The sequence below is a fragment of the Streptomyces sp. NPDC000229 genome, assembly GCF_040300825.1.
Lineage (GTDB): Bacteria > Actinomycetota > Actinomycetes > Streptomycetales > Streptomycetaceae > Streptomyces.
In genome coordinates this window covers 1-21,772 of record NZ_JBEPEL010000062.1, presented here as the reverse complement: position 1 = coordinate 21,772, position 21,772 = coordinate 1, and the positions used below count along the sequence as shown (strand labels likewise).

The window sequence follows — 21,772 nt, the reverse complement described above, 5'->3', positions numbered from 1 at the left end:
CGTCGGGGGCGGCCCCCGGTCGGGGTCCCTATGAGGGTAGCTCCAGCCCGGCGGACCCCGCAGCGCCCCGCAGGGCCCCGCCACCGGGCCGGGGACCTGCGCCTTGGGCGCCGCCCGCCCTACTGGTCCGAAGAGAACCGCACCGCACCGTCCGGCAGGCGGGCTCCGCACCACACGCGTACGCCGTCGCGCAGCTCGTTGTCCGCGCCCACGTACGCACCGTCGCCGATGACCGCCCCGTGCAGGATCGTCCGGGCGCCCACCCGGGCGCCCTCGCCGATCAGCGAGTCGTGGATCACCGCGCCGGCCTCGACGACCGCACCGTCCATGACGGTGCTGCCGTCGACGCGGGCGCCCTCGCCGACCGTCGCGCCGGAGCCGATGACCGTACCGCCCGTGAGCTTGGCGTCCGGGGCGACGAAGGCGCCGTCGAGGACGAGCCGGTCGCCGCGGCGGCCCGGCACGGCCGGCGACGGGGCGCGGCCCAGCACCAGGTCGGCGGAGCCGCGCACGAACGCCTGCGGGGTGCCCAGGTCCAGCCAGTACGTGGAGTCGACCATGCCCTGGAGGTGGGCGCCGGTCGCCAGCAGGTCGGGGAACGTCTCACGTTCGACCGAGACGGGACGACCGGCCGGGATGGTGTCGATGACCGAGCGGCGGAAGACGTACGCGCCCGCGTTGATCTGGTCGGTGACGATCTCCTCGGGCGTCTGCGGCTTTTCCAGGAACGCCGTGACCCGGCCGGTGGCGTCCGTCGGGACGAGCCCGAACGCCCGCGGGTCCTCGACCCGCGTGAGGTGGAGCGAGACGTCCGCGCCGGACGTCTCGTGGGTGTCCACCAGGGCCCGGATGTCCAGTCCGGTGAGGATGTCGCCGTTGAAGATCAGGACCGGCTCGTCCGGTCCCGAGTGCAGGCGTGAGGCGACGTTGCGGATGGCCCCGCCGGTGCCGAGCGGCTCGCGTTCGGTGACGTACTCGATGTGCAGGCCGAGCGACGACCCGTCGCCGAAGTACGGCTCGAACACCTCGGCGAGGTACGAGGTCGCCAGCACGATGTGCTCGACGCCCGCCGCCCGGGCACGGGCCAGCTGGTGCGTGAGGAACGGGACGCCCGCCGCCGGGACCATCGGCTTGGGCGTGTTGACCGTCATCGGACGCAGCCGGGTGCCCTTGCCACCGACCAGGAGGATCGCTTCTGTCACCTGTCGTCTCTGCTTCCTGCTGGGTCCGGTCGATGGGCCACATCGGTCATATGACCGATACGACCGGACAGTGTATGCAGACCGTTGTGTGCAGACCGTTCGGTACAGCCGCCCCGGTCGTCGTCACCGGCCCTGGTACTTGGCCGACGCGCTCCGGGCCGTGCCCAGCTTGCCGTAGAGCCGTGCGCCGGGGCAGTCGGTCGAAAAGCCGTCCCTGTGCCCCGAGATGACGTTGAGTTTGACCTTTGTGCCCTTCTTGTACCGGTTTCCGCCACCCGAGGTCAGGGTGGACTTCCCCCGCGGATCCTTTCCGTACAGTCCGAGCTTCCATGCCGTCAGCCGTGCGACGGCGGTCACCGCCGCCGAGGGCGGGGTGGACTGACTGTACGTGCCCAGGACCGCGATGCCCATGCTGTTGGTGTTGAAGCCTCGGGTGTGCGCGCCCAGCACGGCCTTGGCCACGCCTCCCGCACGTCCTTCGTAGATGTTTCCGCACTTGTCGACGGCGAAGTTGTAGCCGAAGTCACGCCAGCCGCTGCTCTTGACGTGGTAGCGGTAGATACTGCGCAGAACGGACGGGGCCTGCTTGCAGGTGTAGTTGTTGCCGGTGGCGCTGTGGTGGACGAAGGCCGCCTGGACGGACTTGGTGTAGACGAAGTTGCGTTCCCGCAGCTTCTCGTCCGCCCCCCATCCCTTGCGGGTGATGATGCGCGGGCGGGCACCGATGTACGGCTTGGAGGTCATGGCCTCCTCGCCGAACTGGTCGGCGAACGCCGCCTCCGTCTCCTCCTTGGACAGTTCGGGGATCTCGGCCGCGCCGAGCGGCACGAGTTCGGCGTTGACGGCGGACGCCGCCGACTCCTCCGGCGTCAGCGCCGGGGCAGGAACCAGGACCTGGCCGGTGGTGGTGCCGGTGTCGGTGCCCTCGGGGATCTCGGGGCCCTGGGCGGTGTCCTCACTGGCGGGTTCGCTGCTGGGCTCGTCGCCGGGGTCGACGAGCTCGATGCGCATACCGCGCGGCAGGGACGCGGGCGTGGCGCCGGAGCGCGGGGCCTCGGCCCGTACGCGTACCTCGACGCCGTCCGAGGCGCCGACCCACAGCGGGGCGGTGGAGCCGCGGACCGTGCCCGAGTCGCGTTCGGGGGTGCCCGGGTCGGCGGCGTGGGCGTGGTTGTGGGTCTCGACGGACTGCCAGCCGGACCAGGCGCCGGTGCCGGTGGCACGGGTGCGGACCTGGACCGAGCCGTGCAGCTCGGCGTCCGGGTCGTCCCAGACGACGCCGACCAGCGAGAACGGCCGGACGTCGCGCCGGGTCAGCCCCTGCTGCGCGGCGCCGGTCGCCCGGTCGGAGCGGAGCGCCCGCAGCGGCAGCGACTGGGTGGAGCCGGGTACGGACACGTCGCCGGCGGCGACGGCGGAGACGGCGGAGACGGCGGCGGACGTGGACGGGGCGGACGGGCCGGCGCTCGCGGGGAGCGCCTGCGGGAGCACGAGGGCCGCGGCGCACGCGACACCGATCGAGGATGCAAGGTAGACACGCATGAGGCGATCCTGGGCGGGCCGGACGCGCCCCGCCCGCCGGGAAACTGACGGCCCATCGGTCCGACCGGCGGACGCCGTCACCGGTACGGCCGACCCCGCCCGCCCGGCGCGCGTACCCTGGCGCGCGTGAACGCGACCGACCGTACCCCCGCCGACCTGCTGCGATCCGCTCTCGCCACGGATCCGGCCCGCCCCTTGGTCACCTACTACGACGACGCAACCGGTGAACGCGTCGAATTGTCGGTGGCCACCTTCGCCAATTGGGTGGCCAAGACGGCCAACCTCCTCCAGGACGGCCTGTCCGCCGAGCCCGGCGAACGGGTCGCACTCCTGCTGCCGGCCCACTGGCAGACCGCCGTCTGGCTCGTCGCCTGCTCCTCGGTGGGCGTCGTCGCCGGCCTGAACGGTGACCCGGCCTCCGCGGACCACGTGGTCGCCGGCCCCGACCGGCTCGACGAGGGCCTCGCCTGCCGGGGCGAGCGCCTCGCGCTGTCCCTGGCACCGCTGGGGCGCCGCTTCCCCTCCCCTCCGGCGGGGTACGACGACTACGCGGTCGAGGTCCCGTCACAGGGCGACGTGTTCGCCCCGTACGTCCCGGTGGACCCGCAGGCCCCGGCGCTCAGCGTGGGCGGTACGGAGCTGACCGGCGCGGAACTGGTGGACCGGGCGCGTGCGGACGCGGGGCGGCTGGGCCTGGAGAGCGGGGCGCGGCTGCTCTCGGCGCTGCCGTACGACTCGTGGGAGGGCGTTTCGGCGGGGCTGTACGCGCCGCTGGCGGCCGGTGCGTCCGTCGTCCTGTGCCGGAACCTGGACCAGCTGTCGCCCGAAGCGCTCGCGAAGCGGGTCGAGAGCGAGCGGATCACCAGCACTCTGGTGTGAAGTCCACCCGTCCGGCGCACGGCGTGCCGAGTCCCTCGGGGTTCGGCGCCGTCCGCGATGGATGATCGGTCCCACACCCCTCGTGTGAAGGACGGACGGACGACGTGACGGACAGCGCTGGTACGCCCCCGGAGCCGGACCCCCCAGCGGGGGCGTCCGGTCCGGGCACCCCAGCCGGTGACGCCGCGCCGGACCGGCCGGCGCCCGGCCCGGCGGCCGGCAAGGGCCGCACCCCCAAGGGCGGCGGCGGCAAGAAGCGCCGGCGGAGTACGCCCCACCCGGCGGCCGGCCAGGTCAAGAACGGGACGCGCCCCTCGAAGCCGGCCCCGGCGAAACCGGCCCCGGCGACCCCCGCCCCCGCGAACCGGGCTCCGGCGCCGGCCCCCGCACCGGACCCCGAACCGACCGGGCCGACCCCACCGACCCCACCGACCCCACCGACCCCACCGACCGGGCCGACCGGGCCGACCGGGCCGACCGGGCCGACCCCACCGACCGGATCCGCCGCCACTCGTCGCACCGGCTTCCGGCGGCCGCGCGGCCTGCGGGTGATCGCCTTCGTGGGCGCGGTCGCCGTGCTCGTGGCCGCCGGGGCCGGATGGTGGCTGTACAAGAAGCTCGACGAGAACATCACCACCGACATCTCCGCCGCCGCCGAGCTGGAGCGGTACGCGAAGGAGCGCCCCAGCTCCCTGGTGCGCGGCGCGCGGAACATCCTGCTGATCGGGTCGGACACCCGCGCCGGGAGCGGCAACGCCCAGTACGGCCGGGACAAGGGCGTCCAGCGCTCCGACACGACGATCCTGCTGCACCTGGCCGCCCACGGGCGCGGTGTGACGGCGGTGTCCGTGCCGCGCGACCTGATGGTGCGCATCCCGAGCTGCCGCACGCCCGACGGCAGCCGCAGCACGCCGCAGTTCGCCCAGTTCAACTGGGCGTTCGGGCTCGGCGGTACGGCCTGCACGGTCCGTACGCTGGAGAAGCTGACCGGCATCCGCATCGACCACCACGTGGTGATCGACTTCCGGGGCTTCAAGGACATGGTGGACGCGGTGGGCGGCGTACGCGTCTGCGTCACCAAGCCCATCAACGACCCCGACGCCCGGGTGAACCTGAAGCCCGGTGCCCGGACGCTCAACGGCGAGCAGGCCCTCGGTTACGTACGGGCCCGCAAGTCCCTCGGCAACGGCAGCGACACCGAACGCATGGGCCGGCAGCAGCAGTTCCTGGGCGCCCTCATCAACAAGGTGCAGAGCAATGGGGTGCTGCTCAACCCGACGCGCCTCTACCCGGTGCTCGACGCGGCCACCAGGTCGGTCACGACCGACCCGGGACTGGACTCGCTGAAGGACCTGTACGACCTGTCGCGCGCGATGCGCAGCGTACCGACCGAGAAGGTGCAGTTCCTGACGGTGCCGCGGCGCCCCTACCGTGACAACCCGAACCGTGACGAACTCGTACAACCCCGTGCGAACAGCCTGTTCAAGCGCCTGCGTGACGACGAGCCGGTCGCGGTCGTGCCGGGTGACGGGCAGGAGTCCGGTAGCGAGGAGCCGACGGATCCGAGCAGGCGCAAGAGGGATGCGAGGCCTTCCGCGACGCCGACCTTCACCGGCACGAATGCCGCTGCCGGCACCTGCAAGTAATGGCTGTGAGTAAAGCGATGCCCAAAGAGGGCACGGATCTCCATGCGGATTGGGCGGATTGCCCCCTTGTAAGGTGCGTGCAATTTGTCACGGGCGTCGCCCCACGCTGAACTGGGCGGATAGTGTGACGCGATCCGGTGCTCCCGGCCGTGAGGTCGCGCACCCGAGATCGTGGAACCGAGCGCCTGACGGGGGAGGCGCCTCGCGTGGCACCGACGGAGGACTCAAGCAACCGTGGACGCGCACAGCCGTGGACGGGCGGACGACATCGACCCCGCCGACCAGTGGGTGCTCAACCCGCAGACCGGTAATTACGAACTGCGACTGGAGCATTCCACTGAGCAGTCGGCGCCCTCGGCGCCGTCCACCCGTCCCACCGGCCGCCGCGCCACCACCACCTCCAGAACGGCCACGACCGGCAGCAGAACGGCCGGCGTCCCCGGCCAGCGCAGGCGCCGCACATCCGGTGCTCCGGAGGGATCCGGCCACGGCGGCGGTACGCCCCCGGCGGCGGGCCGCCGCAAGCGCAAGCCGCAGAAGTCCCGCAAGAAGAAGGCCCTGATGTGGACGAGCGGCGTGACGGCCGGCATGGTCGTCGCCCTCGCCATCACGGCGTACGCCTATTACGAGCACCTCAACTCAAACATCAGCACGGTCGACATCGCGGGTGCGGGCAGCGGCGGCTTCAAGAAGGACCAGGCCATCAACATCCTGGTCATCGGTACGGACAAGCGGACCGGCGACGGCAACGAGGGCTACGGCGACAAGAACAGCGCTGGGCACGCCGACACCACGATCCTCTTCCACGTCTCCAAGGACCGGACGAACGCCACCGCGATGTCCATCCCGCGGGACCTGATGACCGACATCCCGGACTGCGAGACGAAGACGTCCGAGGGTACGAAAGTGATCCCGGGCGAGCAGAACGTCCGGTTCAACACCAGCCTGGGCCAGGCCGACCGCGACCCCGGCTGCACCATGCGCACGGTCAAGGAGATCACCGGGCTGACCATCGACCACTTCATGATGGCCGACTTCAACGCGGTGAAGACGCTGACCACGGCGATCGGGGGCGTCGAGGTGTGCGTGGCCAAGGACGTCGACGACAAGCAGTCGAAGCTGAAGCTCACCAAGGGCAAGCACATGATCCAGGGTGAGGACGCCCTCGCCTTCGTCCGCACCCGGCACGCCTTCGGCAACGAGAGCGACCTCGACCGGATCAAGACCCAGCAGCAGTTCCTCGGCTCGATGATCCGCAAGATGAAGTCGAGCGAGACGCTCACCAGCCCGTCCAAGTTGATGGACCTCGCGGAGGCGGCCACCCAGGCCCTCACCGTCGACACGGGGATAGGGAGCATCAACAAGCTCCAGGACCTCGGCAGCGAGCTGGCCAAGGTGAACCCGAAGAACATCACCTTCACCACCCTTCCCGTCGTCGACAACCCGGCCGAGACGGTGAAGGCCACGGTCGTCGTCGACGAGGCGAAGGCGCGACCGCTCTTCTCGATGATGCAGAACGACGTCTCGCTCACCGAGGTGAAGGAGAAGCAGAAGGACGCCAAGAACGCCCAGGCCGCGCTGCTCAAGGGCGCGCGGGCGCAGGCCTCCGAGGTGCGCGTGGACGTGTACAACGGCAGCGGCAAGACGGGCGCGGCGCAGAGGACCCTCGACTGGCTTCAGAATGACGAGGGCGTCTTCAAGTCCTCGAACAAGAGCAACGCCCCGCATGACATCCCGAAGACGACGCTGGAGTTCGCGCCGAACCAGGCCGACCAGGCCCGCAAGCTCGCGGACCTGATGGGCCTGCCCGCCACGGCGCTGAAGCAGGGGACGGCGGACGCCGGGGAGAGGGAGCCGATGAAGCTCACGCTCGGCGGGGACTTCAAGGGCGCGGGGGTGCCCATCGCCGCTCCGGCGAAGGCGCCGGAGGGTGTGCAGAAGGTAGAGGCAGACAAGCAGGTCTGCGCGGAATGACGCATTCCTGAATGACAGGGGGACCTGGGGTGGGGCAGAGCAGCGTGCGTGGGGAGGGGACGCGAGAAGGCGTTCCGCACGCCCGTGAACTGGGCTGGGACGAGGGTCTGTACGACGACTCGTCGTCCGGCGACACGGACGATACGGCGAAACCGGCGCAGGCGGCCGGACGCGAGAACGCGGCGAGGCCGGCGGAAGCGGGGGCCGGTGCCCAGGGCGGCGGGAGCCGTCGTCGCGGCAGCGGCGGCGGCTCCCGCCGCGCCGGGAAGGGCGCCGGGAACGGCAGGAACGGCAGGAACGGCAAGCGGCGGGTGCTCCGGTGGAGTGCCGCCGTGCTGTCGCTGCTGATACTGGGGACGGCCGGCGCCGGATACCTCTACTACGAGCACCTCAACGGCAAGATCAAGAAGGAAGACCTGACGCTCGGCAAGAACGGGATGCCCGAGCACAAGGCGAACGCCGCGGGCCAGACACCGCTGAACATCCTGCTGATCGGCTCGGACGCCCGGAACTCCAAGGCGAACCAGGACCTGGGCGGCGGCAGGGACACCTTCGACGGCCCCCCGCTCGCCGACGTACAGATGTTGGTGCACCTCTCCGCCGACCGCAGCAACATCTCCGTCGTCAGCATGCCGCGCGACACCATGCTGCGGCTGCCGGAGTGCAGGGACAGCCAGGGAAAGGTCTACCCGGCGCGCGAGTTCGCCCAGACCAACGAGTCGCTGGACCGCGGCGGTCCGGGCTGCACCGTGGCCACCTGGGTCGAGCTGACCGGCATCCCCATCGACCACTTCATGATGATCGACTTCGCGGGTGTCGTGTCGATGGCCGACGCGATCGGCGGCGTACCCGTCTGCGTCGACAAGAACATCGAGTCCCGGACCGCCGACGGCAAGGGCTCCGGCCTGAAACTGCCCGCGGGAACGCACCCCATCAAGGGCGAGCAGGCACTCCAGTGGCTGCGCACCCGGTACGGCTGGGTCGGCGGCACCGACCTGGAGCGGGCCAAGGCGCAGCACATGTACATGAACTCGATGGTCCGCGAGCTGCGCAGGAACGCCAAGCTCACCGACCCGAACAAGCTGCGCAAGCTCGCCGAGGCGGCCACCGAGGCGCTCACCGTGGACAAGGGACTCGACACCATCGGCAAGCTGTACGACGTGGCGGAGCAGCTCAAGAGCGTCCCGACCGGGCGCATCACCATGACGACGATGCCCAACTTCTACTCGACCCGCAGGCCCGGCAAGGTCGAGCCGACGCCGGGCGAGGCCGAGGAACTGTTCAGGATGATCCGCGAGGACATCCCCCTCGACGGCAAGCCGTCCAAGCGTGCCACTCCCACCGCCACGAAGGACAAGGCGGCCCTGCCCGCCGAGACCAAGGTGACCGTGCAGAACGGCACCTACACCGACCAGTTGGGCTCGGCCCAGGGGCGGGCGACCACGGTCGCCGGGCTGCTCGCCGAGAAGGGCTACACCCAGGCCAAGGCCGACGCGCTCACCCCGCGCGAGGCGAAGACGGTCGTCCGCTTCCCGGACGCGGACCTGGAGGCGGACGCCCAGGCGGTCGCCAAGTCGCTGGGCATCCCGGCCGGTTCGGTGCAGAAGTCGGACAAGGTACAGGGCATCACGCTCATCGTGGGTGCCGACTGGCGCGAGGGGACTGCCTACCCGAAGCCCAAGCCCAGCGCGAAGACTCCGGGGTCCAACACCAGCAGGGCCGACCAGTCCGGCTGCATGGAGGTCGACCCCGGTTTCACCTGGTGACCGCTGGGCGTTACGCCGCCGTCCGGACGACCGCGGGGCGGCGGCTGGCGATGACCTTCTTCGCCAGCGAGCGGGGGCTCGTGAGGAACCCGTACCCCCACGACATGTGCATCGTGGCCAGCGCCACGGGGATCTGGAGCCGCGCCTTCAGCGGCAGGCCCTTGCCGGCCGGGACCGAGCCGGCGACGATCGCCGCCAGGTAGCCGCCGGGGACCACGAAACCGAGCGGGGTGAGCGTCGCACCCACCACGATGCCCGCCGCGATGGCGCAGACGGCGGTCGGCGGGGCGAGGTAGCGGAGATTGATGGAGCCCTGGTGGTAGCGGGCGACGACGTGCCGCCAGCGGCCGTAGTCCTTGTACTGCTTCGCCAGCGCCCGCACGCTCGGCCGGGGGCGGTACTGGACCCTCAGCTCCGGCGAGAACCAGATCAGGCCGCCCGCCTCGCGGATGCGGAAGTTCAGCTCCCAGTCCTGGGCGCGGATGAACTCCTCGTTGTAGCCGCCCTGCTGTTCGAGCGCCTCCCGCCGGAACACGCCCAGGTAGACGGTCTCCGCCGGGCCCGCCTCACCACCGGTGTGGAAGGCCGCGTTGCCGACGCCGATCTTCGAGGTCATCGCGGCGGCGACCGCGTGCTCCCAGTCGTTCTCCCCCTCGGCGTGCATGATGCCGCCCACGTTCTGCGCGCCCGTCTCCTCCAGGAGGCGGACGGCGGTCGCGATGTAGTTCGGCGACAGCATGCCGTGGCCGTCGACCCGTACCACGATCGGGTGACGCGACGCCTTGATCGCGGCGTTCAGCGCGGCGGGCGTGCGCCCGGTGGGGTTGGGCACGGTGTGGACCCGGGGGTCCTCCCGTACGAGCTCGGCGGCGATCTCGTCCGTACGGTCCGTGGACGGGCCGAGGGCGATCACCACCTCCATCTCGCCGTCGTACTCCTGCTCGAGGATGTGACGGACCGAAGCGCGCAGATGCCGCTCCTCATTGAGGACCGGCATGATCACGGAGACCGGGGGCAGGGGCGGAGGCGTGGCGTTCATCGTCGGCCACGTTACCGCGAACGGGGGACACCGGTGCGCGCCGCCCGGGTGGCGCGGGCGGTCGCTGATCGTATGGGCCTACTGTGCCCACTATTCCCCCAGCCGCCCGCGGAGGTGTCCTTCGTGCCCACGCCGCCCCGCCGCCCCGCCCCTCCACGGCCACCCGTCCCCGGGCGGCCGAGACGGGCCCAGGCGCCGGCACCGGCCGTGCGGCAGGAGCGGCGGGCGAGGACCCGGTGGGGCACGCGGATGGCGACCACCCTGTCGGTGCTGGTCCTCGCGGCGGGCGGGATCGGGCACGCGATCGTCACGAGCCTGGACACGGAGATCGGCCGGGTCGACCCGTTCAAGGACATGAAGAACCGTCCCGCGCCCGGTCACGGCACCAACATCCTGGTCGTGGGCACCGACGGACGCGACAAGATCACGCCGCGGGAGAAGGAGAAGTACCGGCTCGGCGGCGCACCCTGCCGGTGCACCGACACGATCATGCTGGTGCACATCTCCGCCGACCGTAAACGGGCGAGCATGGTGTCGCTGCCCCGCGACTCGTACGCCGAGATCCCGCCCCACATCGACGCCACCACCGGCAAGCACCACCACCGGCATCCGGTGAAACTGAACGCCGCCTACGCGGAGGGCGGGCCGAACCTCACGGTGCGGACCGTCGAGCACATGACCGGCATCAAGATCGACCACTACCTGGAGCTGGACTTCACCAGCTTCATGCGGACCGTCGACGCCATCGGGGGCGTGGAGATCTGCACCGCCAAGCCGATGAAGGACGCGTACACCGGTCTCGACCTGCCGGCCGGCACGCACAAGCTGGACGGCGGGGGCGCCCTTCAGTACGTGCGCTCCCGCCATGTCGACGGGGCGTCCGACCTGGGGCGCATGCAGCGGCAGCAGCGGTTCATGGCGGCGCTGATCGACCAGGCGACCAGCAACGGCACCATGCTGAACCCGGTGAAGTTCCAGCAGGTCGTCACTTCCATGCTCAGCTCCGTACGGGCCGACGAGGGCTTCGGCGCGGAGCAGCTGCTGGCCCTGGCGAAGGCCATGCGCGGCTTCACGGCCGCGTCGTCGGAGTTCACCTCCGTACCGGTCAGCGACACCAGCTTCCCCGTCAAGGGCATCGGCTCGACGGTGAAGTGGGACCCGGTGAAGTCCAAGAAGCTGTTCGCGGCGGTACGGGACGACAAGCCACTCGCCCCGTACGCCCCACGCAGCGGTGTCCGCAAGAAGCTCGTCGAGGTCTCGCCGCAGCAGATCCGGGTCCAGGTCTACAACGGCACGCGCGTCCACGGCCTCGGCGCCCGGATCGACACGGCGCTGCGAGCGACCGGCTTCCGTACCAGCAAGACGGCCCTGAACTGGGCGCGGCGTGACGTGGGCCGCACCATCGTCTGGTTCGACCCCCGCTGGGACCGCTCGGCCCGCTCCCTGGCCACGGCGCTCCCCGGCTGCGAGCTCCGCCCCGTGGAGGGCCAGGGCGCGGTGTTCAAGGTCACGGCCGGCGCGAACTTCGTGGGGGTCGTGCCGGTGCGTGCGGAGAACGCCTTCCAGGGCGAATTCGGCGTGGTCACGGGCGACCAGGTCATCTGCGCCTGACGCCGGGCGGGGTGGGCGGTGAGCCCGGTGCCGGTACGGCGGCTGCCGGTGCGTGGGGGGTGTGGCCCCTCCGGGCTCGCCTCCTCGAGGCCGGCGGCCTGGGGTTTCGCGTCGGGGAGCCCGACTGTCGCCGCCGGCCTCTGCGGGGGCGACCCTGCACGGCCCCACCCCGGCCGGATGCCGACTGCGGGTGGTGCGGTGGGTCAGTCGTCGATGCCCTCCGCCGCGCGCTTCTCGCGGAGTTCCTTGATCGCGCGGCGGCGCGCCAGGCGGTGGGTGCGGCGGATCTGCGCCTCCTGGTAGCGGCGCTTGTCGCGTTCCGTCTCCGGGATCACCGGCGGAACGGTGCGCGGCTTGCCGTCCGCGTCGACGGCGGCGAAGACCAGGTAGGCCGAGCCGACCTGGGTCGCGGGCGTGGACTCGTTCCAGCGTTCGGCCAGGACCCGGACGCCGACCTCCATGGAGGACCGGCCGGTCCAGTTGACCTGAGCCTTCACATGGACCAGGTCGCCGACGCGGACCGGCTCCAGGAACACCATCTCGTCCATGGACGCGGTGACGGCGGGCCCGCCGGAGTGGCGGCCCGCGACGGCGCCCGCCGCGTCGTCCACCAACTTCATGATCACTCCGCCGTGCACCGTACCGAGGAGGTTGGTGTCACTGCCGGTCATGATGTGGCTGAGGGTGGTGCGGGAGGCCGAGGTCGGCTTTCCTTGCAGCTCGGAGGCCTGATCTGTCATGCCCTCCACCCTATGCCCGAGTCCGTCCCGCTCCTCATTGCATCAGGTTCGCTACAGCCCTGGCCCGATTCCCCACCCACCCTGTCGGGCTCCCGGGAGCGGCCTGCACACTGGTCCGCATGAACGACTGGCCCGATGGATGGACCGACGACCGCAACGCGCGTTACGGCCGTGGCAGCGCCGACGCCCAGCCGGAGGGCGTCCGCAGGATGCGCCATGTGCAGCGCCCCTCCGCGCCGCCGCAGCGCCCGCCGGTCCCCCAGCAGCAGTCGCGGGGGTACGACGACGCCTACGACAGCGGCTACAACACCGGGCAGGTCTACGGCAGCCCCGCGGGGGGCGGCCGCGGTGGCGGCCGTGCCGACCGCGGCTCGGTCCGCGCCCCGGGCCCGGCCCCGGACTGGCGCCGCCGCATCAAGATCGGGTCGATCGTGGTCCTGGTCGCCGTGCTGGGCACGACGATCGGCACGTACTTCTGGGCCGACGGCAAGATGCGCCGCGAGGTCGACCTCGCCAAGGTCATCGACCGGCCCAAGGAGGACGACTGCACGACGTACCTGATCGTCGGCTCCGACAGCCGTGAGGGCATGACGGCCGAGGAGAAGAAGAAGCTGCACACCGGCTCCGCCGAGGGCAAGCGCACCGACTCGATGATGATCCTGGCGGCCTGCGGCGGCGGCAACACCATGATCTCGCTGCCCCGTGACTCGGACGTGGAGATCCCCAAGTTCGTCGGCTCGGAGTCCGGCAAGACCTTCCCCGCCCAGGGCCGCCGCGTGAAGCTCAACGCCGCCTACGCGGAGGACGGCCCCGAGCTGCTGGTCCGCACCGTCGAGCACAACACCGGGCTGCGCATCGACCACTACGCCGAGATCGGCTTCGCGGGCTTCGCCAACATCGTCGACGCGCTCGGCGGTGTGGAGATGAACATCGAGAAGGGCTTCAAGGACAAGAAGTCCGGCGCCGACTTCCAGGCCGGCAAGCAGACCCTCAACGGTGAACAGGCCCTGGCCTTCGTCCGCACCCGGTACGCCTTCGCCGAGTCGGACCTGGCCCGCACGAAGAACCAGCAGAAGTTCCTGTCGGCACTGGCGAGCCAGGCGGCGACGCCGGGCACGATCCTCAACCCGTTCAAGCTCTACCCGACGCTGGGCGCGGGCCTGGACACGCTGATCGTCGACGAGGACATGTCGCTGTTCGACCTGGGCGAGATGTTCTTCGCGATGAAGGGCATCAGCGGCGGTCAGGGTACGTCGATCAACATGCCGATCAACGGCACGCGCGGCGGCAACCTGACCTGGGACAAGGCCAAGGTGCAGCAGCTGGTCCAGCAGATCCAGAACGACGAGAAGGTCACCGTCACGGAGAAGTGACGGCGCCGGACGTGTACGTCAGGAAGTCGGCCCAGGCGCCGGGCGTGAAGCCGAGCTGCGGGCCGGGGACGTTCTTGGAGTCGCGGACGTGGACGGTGTCGTCCGCGGCCGCGACCTCGACGCACTCGGGGCCGTCGGCTGTGCTGTAGCTGCTCTTGACCCAGGTCAGCTCGGCGTTCATGTCTCTCCCAGCAGTTTCTCGATGAAGGTCCGCGACAACCGAGGCGTGAGCGCCTGCGACCTGATCAGGCCGTACCGCATCTCAAGGATCTGAACCTCCTTGGGTTCGGTGATCAGGCGGCTGGTGAGCTGCACTTCGTTGTGCCCCACCGCCGTGCCGTCGCTCAGCTTAAGCACCTGGTGTGAGCCGTCCAGACCCGCGTGCTCCTCCGTCTCCGTCGGCATGACCTGGATCTCGACGTGCCTCAAGGTGCTGATTTCCAGCAGGTGTTCGAGCTGGTGGCGCAGCACCATTGTGCCTCCGGTCGGCCGCCTCAGCGTCGCCTCTTCCTGGACGAATGTCAGAAGGGGTGCGGGTTGTCGCTCGAAGACGGATTGCCGGGCCATCCGGGCCGCCACGAAGCGCTCCACCTGGTCCTCGGAGAACGCGGGACGCCGCCCCCCGTACAGCGCTCGGGCGTACTCCTCGGTCTGGAGCAGCCCGTGCACCACGCCCGCGGCATAGGCGCCCATCTCGACCGCGTCGGCCTCCAGCTTCGCCAGGTCCCGCACCTTCTTCGGGTACCTGGCCTCCGCGACGTCCTTCTTCATCGCCGCCAGCTTGCCGCCCGCCCCCAGGGCCTCGTCCGCCCTGTCCAGGAACTCCGGCTTGGGGATGCGCTTGCCCGCCTCCACCTTGTAGACCTGGTTCTCGCCGTACCCGATGGCCGCGCCCAGGTCCGCCGCGCGCATGTTCGCGGCCTCGCGCCACAGCCTGACCTGCCGCCCGACCGCCGCGATCACCGCTCCTGAGTCGTCCTCCAGGTCGATGTCCTGCTCCGGTTCGTCCGCCATGAGTGATCCGCCTCCGCCCGTGTCCGTGTGCGCCGCCGTACCGGATGGACAGGTCCGCACACCGGCTGGACAGTCACTGTCCGTACACGCGTCGCTCTTTTCAGCGTAAGCACGAGACGGCCACGCTGAGTCACGTGAACCTGGAAATCACCCGAACCGAACCTTCCGCTCCGGCCCGGCAGTTCACCGTGCTGCTGTCCCCCACCCGCCGTGGCGCCCGGCTCGCCCGCCTGCTGACCTCGGCCCAACTGGCCGACTGGGGGCTCCCGTCGGAGTCGGCCGCGCAGATCGTCGCCGAACTGGCCGCGAACGCACGGGCACATGGCCGCGTTCCGGGCAGGGACTTCCGCCTGGACCTCGTCGTCGCGGGCGGGCGCCTACGCATCGAGGTCACCGATACACGCGGGGACCGGCTGCCACCCGGTCCCGGCGCCGCCACCCCACCCGCACCCGACTCCGAGTGCGGACGCGGTCTGCTGATCGTCGAGGCGCTTGCCGACAGGTGGGGCATCGTCCCCGGACCCGTGCCCCGCAAGACCGTCTGGGCCGAGCTCGACCTCGCACCGTGACCGGTCGCACCGGGTCGCGGGTTTCCACGACCCGGTGGTCCGCGACATGGTGGCGCACGACGCGATCGGCCGCCTGGCCGCCGTCGCAACCGTCCGCGCCGTGCCTCGAAGGTGGTGCGCAGGTGCTTGAGCACGCGCTTCCGCATCGCCAAGGTCAGGGCCTGTGGCGAGCGTCATCGTGGATAAGAACCGGATGCGAGGTCCCGGCCTGGACTTCAGTCCGCTTCTCCAGGCGGCTGCCCCGTGGCAGGGTGATGGACATGATGTCGCTGGGGCCGTCCAGTGCGATGCGGTGCCACCGCCCGCGCGGGATGATGGCCGCTGTTCCGGCCGCCAGCTTGATCTCCTCCTCTTCTCCCGGCTGCTCCTGGCGGAAGTACAGGCGTATCCCGCCGGTGAGACAGGACACGACTTCGTCCGCCTCGGAGTGCATTTCCCAATGGTCGGCGTGGACGTCGGCGTCGGTCTCCACATGGAAGGTCATCAACTGCCAGCCGTCCCGCTCCGGGTCGAACACGGGTTGCTCGGCGCGCACCTGGCCGCTTTGGTCAAGGTGGATGAAGGAGGCGAACAGGTCGATCGGGGGAACGGTCATGCCGGGACATCCATTCTGCGGTGATCTTTCATCTGGTGGGTTGTAGAGCATGAGGGCCGGCCCGGTCGGCCGCCGCCTCACTCGGCTACGGCGCGGCGCAGGGCTGCGCCGAGTTCGGCGAACTGTCGCTGCGACACGTCGGCGGACAGGACCGCCAGCGAGCCGTGGAAGGTGCCGGGCCACTGGTGCAGTTCGACCGAGACGCCCGCCTGCAGCAGGCGCAGCGCGTAGGTGATGCCCTCGTCGCGGAGCGGGTCGAACTCGGCGGTGGCGACGTAGGCAGGGGGGAGGCCGGAAAGGTCGTCGGCCCGGGCCGGGGCGGCGCACGGCGTGGCGGGCTTGGAGCCCAGGTAGTGCCGCCACGCTGCGGTGAGTGTGTCGCGATCGTGCAGGGGCGTGTCGGTGAAGTTCCGTTGCGACCACGTCTCCTGACGATCGTCGAGCAAGGGCTGGTTGAGCAGTTGGAAACGGATTGCGGGCCCCTGCTGGTCACGTGCCCGCAGCGCCACCGCGGCTGCGAGGCCGGCGCCGGCGCTGTGCCCTCCGACGGCGATCCGGTTCGGGTCGATGTCCAGCTCGGCCGCGTGTTCGGCCGTCCAGGTCAGTACGGCGTAGGTGTCGTCCAGGGCGGCTGGGAATCGGTGCTCGGGAGATCGGCGGTAGTCCACCGAGATCACCACTGTGTCGGCGCCGGCCGCGATCCGGGCGGCAAAGTGGTGATCGGTGTCCAGATCCCCCATGACCCAGCCTCCGCCGTGCAGCCAGATGATCGTGCCCCGCGCCCCGTTCGGACGGTAGATCCGCACCGGCACATCCGGATCGGCGGGCACGGTACGGTCTTCGATCTCCATGCGTGATGTGTCCGGCGCGGGTGCCGCGGCGGCACGCTCGGCGTAGTTCTTGCGGTCGGTGACAGGGTCGGTCAGATCAGCTTTCACGAGTAGGGGAATGAACGCTTCGAGTTCGGGATCCATGACGACCATCCTCATCGCCGACGCCCAGGGCGTCAGCCGCCAACTGTCGGGCATCCGGCCCGGCTTACGCACCGATCGGCGCACCCACGGGCCCCTATCCTTGCGCTATGGAGGCCCTTGCTGAACGGCTGTCGCACCTGGACTCGCATGCCCAAGGCGCGATCCGCGTCGTCGCGTTCTACGACACGTTGATGCGCCGGCGGGTGGATATCCCGGCTCTCGCCCGGGCCTCGGCGGGCCTGGCCGGGTGCGCGGTCGGAATTCGGCTCCACGGCACAGGGCGGGTGATCCGCATCTCGTCCGACGGCAGGCAGGCGTCCACTCCGCTGCACTCCGCGTCCACCACGGCGCCGATCACCCTCGACGAGGAGGAGATCGGCACGGTGTGGCTGGAACGCCCCGGCCCGCCCAGTCCGCTCGATGACGTGCTCCTGGACCGGCTCGCCATCGCCGCCGCGGCGGTCGTCGAACGATATGGCCCGGCCCGCACCACCATGGCCGACCCCGCCCTCGTCGAACTGGCGATCAGCTCCGACAGCGACGAGGCGGCCCGGGCCCGGGCGCTACGGCTCTTGGGGTTCGCCGCCGACTTGCCGGTCCGTGTCGTCGCCGTACATTCGCAGCTTCCACTCAACGAGGTCGGCGCCCTCGTCTGCCCGGCCCACCCGGTGAAGGCGGCATCGCTCGCCGACGTGGGTGTCATCCTGGCGACCACCGTGGACCGGGCCCGGTTCCCGGCAGGCATACGCGCGGGCATCGGCGCCGCCGCAAGCCCCCACCTGTCCTGGCGGCAAGCCCGCACCGCCCTCCGTTTCACCACTTCACGCCGGCCGACCGTCCGCTACGACGACTTGGGGGCATTGGCGCTGCTCGCCCAGGTACCCCAGGACGCCGCGCAAGGCAATGCCGACGTGGCCGCGATCGCCCGCATCGCCAGCAACCCAGAAGATCTGGAGACGTTGGACGCCTACTGCGCCACCGGCTCCCTGCGCCGGGCCGCCGAAATTCTCCACGTGCACCACAGCAGCGTCGCCCGCCGACTTGAACAGATCGGAAAGACTCTGGGCATCGAACTCACCGAACCCTCTGGCCTGATACGGGCCGCTCTCGCCCTCACCGCATGGCGGCTGCTCAACGACTAGGTGTATTGAGGTTGGGGACGCGGCCGGCGGATGGTTTGCCTGCGAGCGCGGTGGGGACGGCTGCAGGGTCGGGTGACACCTGACCTGGCTTGCCGAGAGGCGGCCTGGAAGGATGTTGCAGTGCCCAAGTCGTATCCAATAGGAGTTCCGCGAGGACGTCGTGCGGGTCGCGCGCAACCACGAGCCCGGCGTCACGCTGGAACAGATCGCTGCCGACTTCGGCGTCCATCCGGTCACGCTGTCGAAGTGGATGCGCCGCGCCGACACCGACGAGGGCGCCAGGCCCGCAACGACGCCGGACGAGGCGGCCGAGTTGCGTGAGGCCGTAAGCGGATCCGGTTGCTGGAGCAGGAGAACGAGGTGATCCGGCGGGCAGCGGCATATCTGTCGCAGGCGAACCTGCCGGCAAAATGATGTACCCGCTCGTCCGCGAGCCGGCTGCCGCCGATGGCCCCCCACAGCATGCCGGTGGCGGTGACGTGCCGGGTGCTCGGGCCGGCCCGCCAGCCCTACTACCGGTGGCTGGCCTGCCCGGTCGCTGACGCCGAGCTGACTGAGGCGTATCGGGCCGGTGCCCTCTTCGCAAGGGTGCCGCAGCGAGCCCGGGCCCACAGGACGCACCAGCAGGTCATCGGAGAGCGGGGCGGCCCGTGATCACGTGGCCCTCAAGCCGCTGCCTCCGACTCCATATCTGGTGGCCGAACGGCACCTGCGTCCAGTCGGCAAGGACTGCCTGGTCGCCTTCGGCGCCAACCTCTACTCGGTGCCTGCCCGCAAGGTCCGACCGCGTCAGCTGGTGGAGATCAGGGCCACGAAATCGCAGGTCATGCTCCATTCCGCTGTCGCGAGTGCCGACGGCGAGACGCTGCTGGCCTCCCATCCTCGGGCGATCGGCCGCAGGGTTCGCATCATCGAAGAGGCCCACTGGAACGGTCTGCCCACTGGCAGGGACGCCGGACCACCACCGGCATGTCCCGCCCCGGCCTCGTCATGAGCGTCCTCTGGGCGAGGAGGCCGGACCGCTGCAGGCCCTGCTGAACCGGGCTGCCGCCACCCGCATCGAGGGTCGGCCGCCGTCCGCTGGCCCTGCTGATCACTCCGGGCCAGTGGGGCGATGCCCCACAGCTCATCCCCGTCATGGAACGTATCCGCGTCGGCCGCCTCGGCGGCGGGCGTCCCCGCACCCGACCGGATCATCTCGGCGGTGGCAAGGCGTACTCCTCGCGCTGCAACCGCCGTTACCTGTGCCGACGGCAGATCAAGCACACCATCCCCGAACCGGGCAACCAGCGGGCCAACCGAAAGCGTCGCGGCAGTCGCGGCGGCCGACCCGCAGGCTTCGACAAGACGATCTACAAGCGAAGGAATGAAGTCGAGCGGACGATCAACGTCCTCAAGAACTTCCGGGCCGTAGCCACGAGGTTCGACAAGCGCGCCTATGTCTTCCAGGGCACCGTGACTGTCGTGGCGATCCCGCTCTGGCGTCGCGGATAGATCCATTATCCCCGTGCGGGGAGGTGCCTGTCACCGTTCTCCGGAATGATCTTTACGCCTGATCTACGCCTTTAGGCTTGCGGTCACCAGGCACAACGCACCGATTCGACCGGGGAGTTGAGAGTGGCGCATGACATTGCCGCGCTGGCCATGGAGCTCGCGGACATGGCTGCGGCCGATCACCAGTCCGCAGTCCGCGCGAACAGCGATGACCCTGCCGAGCAGTTGGCCTGGCGGCGGCTGACCGCCCGGCACGGTGACCGGCTGGGCGAGATCATGGACGAATACGGCTGGCCGACGGCACAACTGGTCGGTGAGGAGGCCGCACGTGCAGCATGGCTGATCGCCCAGCACGCCGACCGGCAGCTCGATGTTCAGCGGCGCGCCCTCCATCTGATGCAGCAGGCGGCGTCGGCAGGCTCGGCCAGCCCGCGCCAGCTGGCCTTCCTGCGCGACCGCACGTTGGTCAATGAGGGCCGCAAGCAGGTCTACGGCACTCAAATCGCCGGCGTGAAGGACGGGGTACCGATTCCTTGGCCCTGTGAAGAGCCCGAGCGCATGAACGAACTCAGAGCAGAAGTCGGCATCGAGCCCTTCGACGAGTACGTTGCCAAGTTCTCCCTGGCCTGACGCGCTGTTCCCAGTCGCGTGCTGCGGATCACTGCCCGGGGCTCACCTGCCGCAGGCAATGATCCGCCGGACAGGGCCTGATACTGCAACGGTCCTTGGCCTGACAGATTGGCAGCTTTGGGTGGTGTGTGGCCTCGGCGTTCGTAGTGGCTGGGCACCGCCACATCACCCTCGCCATGGCCGCCCACGCCTGCCTCACCGTCCTGCGGGCCCGGGCACAGGATGCCGGGCAGGTTCCAGTCGCTGCCCGACGGGGCAAGATCGGCATCAAGGTGCTGGCCGACCGGTTCCCGGAGAGCGAGGCCCGGATCGCCGCCGCGCTACGGGAGTTGGGGACGCACCACTACCTGGAGCGCACGCTGGTCCGCCTCCCCGGCGGGGGGGGGGGCTCGTCACCCGCACGGTCTCGTACAACCACCCGGCGGGCGCCACCGCGGCTCCCACCCCGCCCCCGGCGCCGGAACCCGAACCCGAGGAACGCCCGGCGCCCGAGCCCGTGACCGTACCGCCCCCGGCCACCCGCCCTCGCCCGCCGCTCCCCCAGCCGCAGGCAGAGGCGCCCTAGCCGCGACGAGGAGCACACACGCCATGAGCTTCGCCCCGGACGACACACAGCGGAAAACCCACCACCGGTACCGGAGGGTGCAGGACCCGTCGGGCCCTCGCTACACCACGCCCAAGGAGTTCGTGTACGGCGAGAACGTCACCATCGGCGAGTGGACGATCCCGACGACGGATCTCCCCCGGTACGCCGACGCCTGACCGCCCGGCCCGTCAGGCCGCGAACGGGTTCGCGTGGCCCGGCAGCTGCTGGCCGGGGCGCAGGAAGCGCTGCCGTCCCGTCTCGTCCTGTACCGGCGTGAACCCGGCCGCCTGGAGGCGCTGGGCGACGCGCTGCCGACGCACCTCGCTGATCTTGACGCCTCCTACGAGGAGGCCGGCCAGGGCTGCGCCGCCCGCGATCGCGGCGATGTACATCTGGCAGATCAGCAGTGTCACCACCAGGCCCGCCACGCAGAACCAGGCGAAGCCCATCTTCCGTGCCGAGGCCATCTGCGTCATGACGTCGAAGCCGATGCGGTCCTTCATCAGGGCGACCGCCTCCGCGGCCTCGGCGGTCGGCTTGAGCGTCCCGGGCTGGAGGCCGGGCACCGTGCCACCCATGCCGGCCTGCGGGTGCGCGGCGATGGTGGCCGCCTCCCGGGCGCGGGCCTCGGGCGCGGGGTCGCGGTAGAGGTAGACGGCGAGGGTCTGGCTGTTGTGGCCCTCGCGCCGGGTCTCGGCGTACTCGAAGCCGTAGTGCTCGACGACGTGCGCGAGCGTGGCGGCCCTTCCCGCGCGGGAGAACTCGTTGGTGACGACCACGACGTCCTGGGTCGCTATCTGCTTGAGCAGTGCGGAGATCTGACGATCCACACTCATGAGGACTCCCACTGGTGCTGTGCTGGTGGTGCGGCAGCGCAGCCTAACCGCAACGGCCCCCGGCGGATCGCCGGGGGCCGTGCTGTGCGGTGGAGGGGGTGTTACGGCAGGTTGCGGGCCATGACGATCCGCTGGACCTGGTTGGTGCCCTCTGGGGGGG

General features: G+C 70.5%; 20 protein-coding genes and 2 pseudogenes. 13 read left to right on the top strand and 9 right to left on the bottom strand.

The window, feature by feature from the left end; genetic code table 11:
- Positions 1 to 119 precede the first annotated feature (119 nt).
- Complete coding sequence (locus ABT360_RS25595; protein WP_351820940.1) at positions 120 to 1,202, bottom strand: NDP-sugar synthase; 1,083 nt, start codon at positions 1,200 to 1,202, stop codon at positions 120 to 122.
- A 123-nt stretch (positions 1,203 to 1,325) separates the two neighbouring features.
- The gene (locus tag ABT360_RS25590; RefSeq protein ID WP_351820937.1) at positions 1,326 to 2,744 is read right to left on the bottom strand and encodes a peptidoglycan recognition protein family protein; all 1,419 of its coding nucleotides are present in this window, start codon (positions 2,742 to 2,744) and stop codon (positions 1,326 to 1,328) included.
- Positions 2,745 to 2,870: 126 nt separating this feature from the next.
- Here ABT360_RS25590 and ABT360_RS25585 point away from each other — a divergent pair, with 126 nt between their 5' ends.
- The 4 genes from ABT360_RS25585 to ABT360_RS25570 all read left to right on the top strand — a co-directional run bounded on the left by ABT360_RS25585 (position 2,871) and on the right by ABT360_RS25570 (position 9,009).
- Positions 2,871 to 3,623, top strand: a complete 753-nt coding sequence (locus ABT360_RS25585) for a TIGR03089 family protein (RefSeq protein ID WP_351820934.1) — start codon at positions 2,871 to 2,873, stop codon at positions 3,621 to 3,623.
- A gap of 104 nt (positions 3,624 to 3,727) precedes the next feature.
- Entirely contained in the window at positions 3,728 to 5,269 is a 1,542-nt protein-coding gene (locus tag ABT360_RS25580) for an LCP family protein (RefSeq protein WP_351820931.1), read from the top strand.
- Between the two features lie 234 nt (positions 5,270 to 5,503).
- Positions 5,504 to 7,243: an LCP family protein gene (locus ABT360_RS25575; RefSeq protein WP_351820928.1), complete on the top strand. Its 1,740-nt coding sequence runs from the start codon at positions 5,504 to 5,506 to the stop codon at positions 7,241 to 7,243.
- An 11-nt stretch (positions 7,244 to 7,254) separates the two neighbouring features.
- Positions 7,255 to 9,009 (top strand): LCP family protein, encoded by a 1,755-nt coding sequence (locus ABT360_RS25570; RefSeq protein WP_351820925.1) that lies wholly within the window; start codon positions 7,255 to 7,257, stop codon positions 9,007 to 9,009.
- A gap of 10 nt (positions 9,010 to 9,019) precedes the next feature.
- Here the strand turns inward: ABT360_RS25570 and ABT360_RS25565 are convergent, their stop codons facing one another.
- Entirely contained in the window at positions 9,020 to 10,048 is a 1,029-nt protein-coding gene (locus ABT360_RS25565) for a glycosyltransferase family 2 protein (RefSeq protein ID WP_351820922.1), read from the bottom strand.
- Between the two features lie 123 nt (positions 10,049 to 10,171).
- Between ABT360_RS25565 and ABT360_RS25560 the strand changes: the two genes are divergently transcribed.
- Positions 10,172 to 11,659: an LCP family protein gene (locus ABT360_RS25560; protein WP_444852324.1), complete on the top strand. Its 1,488-nt coding sequence runs from the start codon at positions 10,172 to 10,174 to the stop codon at positions 11,657 to 11,659.
- 203 nt (positions 11,660 to 11,862) lie between these two features.
- Here ABT360_RS25560 and ABT360_RS25555 read toward each other — a convergent pair whose 3' ends face one another.
- Complete coding sequence (locus ABT360_RS25555; protein ID WP_351820916.1) at positions 11,863 to 12,399, bottom strand: acyl-CoA thioesterase; 537 nt, start codon at positions 12,397 to 12,399, stop codon at positions 11,863 to 11,865.
- 119 nt (positions 12,400 to 12,518) lie between these two features.
- On the opposite strand from ABT360_RS25555, the gene ABT360_RS25550 reads away from it, so the two are divergent.
- Positions 12,519 to 13,772, top strand: coding sequence for an LCP family protein (locus tag ABT360_RS25550; protein WP_351820913.1), 1,254 nt, complete (start codon positions 12,519 to 12,521; stop codon positions 13,770 to 13,772).
- Here the strand turns inward: ABT360_RS25550 and ABT360_RS25545 are convergent.
- Entirely contained in the window at positions 13,759 to 13,953 is a 195-nt protein-coding gene (locus tag ABT360_RS25545; RefSeq protein WP_351820910.1) for a DUF397 domain-containing protein, read from the bottom strand. The two genes, ABT360_RS25550 and ABT360_RS25545, sit on opposite strands and share 14 nt — an antisense overlap.
- Positions 13,950 to 14,786, bottom strand: a complete 837-nt coding sequence (locus tag ABT360_RS25540) for a helix-turn-helix domain-containing protein (RefSeq protein WP_351820907.1) — start codon at positions 14,784 to 14,786, stop codon at positions 13,950 to 13,952. Before ABT360_RS25540 ends, ABT360_RS25545 begins: the two co-directional genes overlap by 4 nt.
- A gap of 134 nt (positions 14,787 to 14,920) precedes the next feature.
- Here ABT360_RS25540 and ABT360_RS25535 point away from each other — a divergent pair, with 134 nt between their 5' ends.
- A complete protein-coding gene (locus ABT360_RS25535; protein ID WP_351820904.1) occupies positions 14,921 to 15,355 on the top strand; it encodes an ATP-binding protein in 435 nt (144 codons plus the stop codon).
- Between the two features lie 154 nt (positions 15,356 to 15,509).
- Here the strand turns inward: ABT360_RS25535 and ABT360_RS25530 are convergent, their stop codons facing one another.
- Together ABT360_RS25530 and ABT360_RS25525 are read right to left on the bottom strand one after the other, a co-directional pair.
- Complete coding sequence (locus ABT360_RS25530) at positions 15,510 to 15,950, bottom strand: cupin (protein WP_351820901.1); 441 nt, start codon at positions 15,948 to 15,950, stop codon at positions 15,510 to 15,512.
- Between the two features lie 77 nt (positions 15,951 to 16,027).
- Positions 16,028 to 16,924: an alpha/beta hydrolase gene (locus ABT360_RS25525; RefSeq protein WP_351820898.1), complete on the bottom strand. Its 897-nt coding sequence runs from the start codon at positions 16,922 to 16,924 to the stop codon at positions 16,028 to 16,030.
- A 107-nt stretch (positions 16,925 to 17,031) separates the two neighbouring features.
- Between ABT360_RS25525 and ABT360_RS25520 the strand changes: the two genes are divergently transcribed.
- The 6 genes and pseudogenes from ABT360_RS25520 to ABT360_RS25490 form a co-directional block, all read left to right on the top strand.
- Positions 17,032 to 18,066, top strand: a complete 1,035-nt coding sequence (locus ABT360_RS25520; protein WP_351820895.1) for a PucR family transcriptional regulator — start codon at positions 17,032 to 17,034, stop codon at positions 18,064 to 18,066.
- A gap of 160 nt (positions 18,067 to 18,226) precedes the next feature.
- Complete coding sequence (locus ABT360_RS25515) at positions 18,227 to 18,430, top strand: transposase (RefSeq protein WP_444852323.1); 204 nt, start codon at positions 18,227 to 18,229, stop codon at positions 18,428 to 18,430.
- 294 nt (positions 18,431 to 18,724) lie between these two features.
- The gene (locus tag ABT360_RS25510; protein ID WP_351820892.1) at positions 18,725 to 19,060 is read left to right on the top strand and encodes a Mu transposase domain-containing protein; all 336 of its coding nucleotides are present in this window, start codon (positions 18,725 to 18,727) and stop codon (positions 19,058 to 19,060) included.
- A 67-nt stretch (positions 19,061 to 19,127) separates the two neighbouring features.
- Positions 19,128 to 19,560 (top strand): annotated as a pseudogene (locus tag ABT360_RS25505) (transposase); the annotation flags it as partial.
- 123 nt (positions 19,561 to 19,683) lie between these two features.
- Positions 19,684 to 20,190: a DUF6624 domain-containing protein gene (locus ABT360_RS25500; RefSeq protein WP_351820889.1), complete on the top strand. Its 507-nt coding sequence runs from the start codon at positions 19,684 to 19,686 to the stop codon at positions 20,188 to 20,190.
- A gap of 651 nt (positions 20,191 to 20,841) precedes the next feature.
- Positions 20,842 to 20,952 (top strand): annotated as a pseudogene (locus ABT360_RS25490) (Uma2 family endonuclease); the annotation flags it as partial.
- Positions 20,953 to 20,964: 12 nt separating this feature from the next.
- On the opposite strand, the gene ABT360_RS25485 reads toward ABT360_RS25490, so the two are convergent.
- Positions 20,965 to 21,612 (bottom strand): hypothetical protein, encoded by a 648-nt coding sequence (locus ABT360_RS25485; RefSeq protein WP_351820886.1) that lies wholly within the window; start codon positions 21,610 to 21,612, stop codon positions 20,965 to 20,967.
- Between the last annotated feature and the right edge of the window lie 160 nt (positions 21,613 to 21,772).

Coding starts and splice junctions, on each gene's coding strand:
- ABT360_RS25590 (WP_351820937.1), bottom strand. CDS start 2,744: ATGCGTGTCTACCTTGCATCCTCGATCGGTGTCGCGTGCGCCGCGGCC.
- ABT360_RS25565 (WP_351820922.1), bottom strand. CDS start 10,048: ATGAACGCCACGCCTCCGCCCCTGCCCCCGGTCTCCGTGATCATGCCG.
- ABT360_RS25540 (WP_351820907.1), bottom strand. CDS start 14,786: ATGGCGGACGAACCGGAGCAGGACATCGACCTGGAGGACGACTCAGGA.
- ABT360_RS25525 (WP_351820898.1), bottom strand. CDS start 16,924: ATGGATCCCGAACTCGAAGCGTTCATTCCCCTACTCGTGAAAGCTGAT.
- ABT360_RS25570 (WP_351820925.1), top strand. CDS start 7,255: ATGACAGGGGGACCTGGGGTGGGGCAGAGCAGCGTGCGTGGGGAGGGG.
- ABT360_RS25555 (WP_351820916.1), bottom strand. CDS start 12,399: ATGACAGATCAGGCCTCCGAGCTGCAAGGAAAGCCGACCTCGGCCTCC.
- ABT360_RS25520 (WP_351820895.1), top strand. CDS start 17,032: ATGGAGGCCCTTGCTGAACGGCTGTCGCACCTGGACTCGCATGCCCAA.
- ABT360_RS25545 (WP_351820910.1), bottom strand. CDS start 13,953: ATGAACGCCGAGCTGACCTGGGTCAAGAGCAGCTACAGCACAGCCGAC.
- ABT360_RS25550 (WP_351820913.1), top strand. CDS start 12,519: ATGAACGACTGGCCCGATGGATGGACCGACGACCGCAACGCGCGTTAC.
- ABT360_RS25485 (WP_351820886.1), bottom strand. CDS start 21,612: ATGAGTGTGGATCGTCAGATCTCCGCACTGCTCAAGCAGATAGCGACC.
- ABT360_RS25530 (WP_351820901.1), bottom strand. CDS start 15,950: ATGACCGTTCCCCCGATCGACCTGTTCGCCTCCTTCATCCACCTTGAC.